2 protein-coding genes are annotated in these 1964 nt (G+C 66.1%); both read right to left on the bottom strand.

Translation table 11 applies throughout. From position 1 onward, the window contains the following. Nucleotides 1-125: 125 nt before the first annotated feature. Entirely contained in the window at nucleotides 126-1133 is a 1008-nt protein-coding gene (locus ACE3OH_RS21960; protein ID WP_374358346.1) for a cation diffusion facilitator family transporter, read from the bottom strand. Nucleotides 1134-1138: 5 nt separating this feature from the next. Continuing rightward, nucleotides 1139-1882, bottom strand: a complete 744-nt coding sequence (locus ACE3OH_RS21955) for an NRDE family protein (RefSeq protein WP_374358343.1) — start codon at nucleotides 1880-1882, stop codon at nucleotides 1139-1141. Nucleotides 1883-1964: the final 82 nt, after the last annotated feature.

The raw sequence follows: 1964 nt of genomic DNA, 5'->3' as shown, positions 1-1964 counted from the left end.
CCCCCCTGGGGCGGCCTGGGGGGGCGCGGCGGCCCCGGCCACCCCGGGGCCTCGCCCGCCCCCCCCCGCTGCCGTGACGTTCAAGCTTTATCCTGCTGCATCAACCCGGCGGCAAGCCATGGCCCTTAATGGCTGTGGCCATGCCCATCATGCTGGTGACCATGACCATGACCATGATCGTGCGCGCCATGCGCGTGATCATGGGTGGATCCACCGAGTATGGCGGCCAGCGGAATCACCTTGCCCTTGGGTGCATGCAGCGACCAGGCCGGCTGCAGGGTGACATGGTCGATGCCGAAATCCTTGGCCAGCAGGCTCTGCGTGCTGGCCAGCAGGCGTGGCCAGTGCTGGGCGTCGTCGATGACCAGATGGGCCGACAGGGCGATACGCTGCGAGCCAAGGTGCCAGATATGCAGATCGTGCACCGATTCCACCCCGCTCTGCCCGGCCAGCGCCTTGCCGATGGCGGCAAGGTCGAGATGGGCCGGTACGCCCTCCATCAGCATATGCGAGGACTGCAACACCAGCGCCCAGGTGGAACGCAGGATCAACAGCACCACCAGCAGCGACAAAATCGGGTCAATCGGCGCCCAACCGGTCAGCCAGATGACCAGGCCGGCAACAATGGCCGCCACCGAGCCGAGCAGATCGCCCAGCACATGCATCAGCGCGGCACGCGAGTTCATATTGTGGCTGTCGCCGGCCAGAATCCAGGCACACAGCATATTGATGGCAAGACCTATAGCCGCAATGCCCATCACTCCCACGCCATTGACCGGCTGCGGATGCACGAGGCGACCGATCGCCTCAAAGGCAATCCAGCCCACCATCGCCAGCATGAACAGGCTATTGACCAGGGCGCCAAGGATTTCGGCGCGGGCATAGCCGTAGGAATTGCGCGCCGAAGCCGGCCGCCGGGCGATCAGCTGGGCAAATAGTGCCAGACCGAGCGCAGCAGCATCGGTGACCATATGGCCGGCGTCGGACAGCAGGGCCAGCGAACCGGACCACAGCCCGCCGCCTGCTTCCACCACGGCATAGCCGGCGGTGAGCACCAGGGCCAATATCAAGCGGCGCTGGCTGGCGGCATGATGATGGTGGTGATGATGGTCGTGCGGGTGATCGTGGCTCATGGCTGTCAGGATAGTGGAAAATTGAATTCGGATTGGCCGGCCGGCTCGCCGTGGTCGAACGTCCACTCGCGAAAGCGCGCCTGATTCCGGCCAAGGCGCACGATGGCGCTGCTGCGCGTGCCATAGGTCGGCGTGCGGATGAATATGGCCGACAGGGCCCGCTCCCATTCCAGCGGCACACCGGTGTGTGGCAGCTGCGCATCTGGCGCCAAGCTGCGGTCACGAAGCAGCGCCTGCAGATCGTCGTCAAGGGCGCCTGCTGCCGCCAGGCCTGCCTTCAGCCTTTCCACCTTGGGCCACGGGGTGTCGAAACAGGCATTCGACACCGCATGGGCGCCGCGGCCAAAGCGCAGGCAGCGATCGGCGCGGCTTTCGTAGCCGAGCAGCTTTGCGCCATCGAATAGCAGCAGGTTGAAATCGTTGTACGCGGCGGCTTCGCCGCGCAGCCGGCGAATGTAGTCGCTGGCGCTGCCATCGCCGCGCAGAAAGTCCACCACCAGCGCGCCGCGCGAGCGGGCATCGGGCTGATGGCGGCTCGGGTCGCGGTAGTTGGTCAGCGCGGCAAAGCGACCGCTGCGGCTCAGGCCCATCCAGCTGCCGCCGGCTTGCAGATCGCGGCCGGCCAGTATCTGGCCGTCGTCCCACCAGCCGAGCGCGGCGGTCGGCCGCGCATAGTGTTCGTCGCGATTGGCAATGACCAGCAGAGGTTCCGGGCTGCCCGGGTTCCAGGCGAAGGCGATCAGGCACATCGTCGCATTGTCGCCGTGGCGGTGGCGCGCGCCAAGTGCGGCATCGCCGATATACTGCCGGCCATGAATAGATTGCTACCCA

It is taken from the genome of Chitinimonas sp. (assembly GCF_041904975.1).
Taxonomy (GTDB): Bacteria; Pseudomonadota; Gammaproteobacteria; order Burkholderiales; family Chitinimonadaceae; genus Chitinimonas.
The sequence above is the reverse complement of the archived record's forward strand: the minus strand, read 5'-3'. Positions and strand labels throughout refer to the sequence as shown.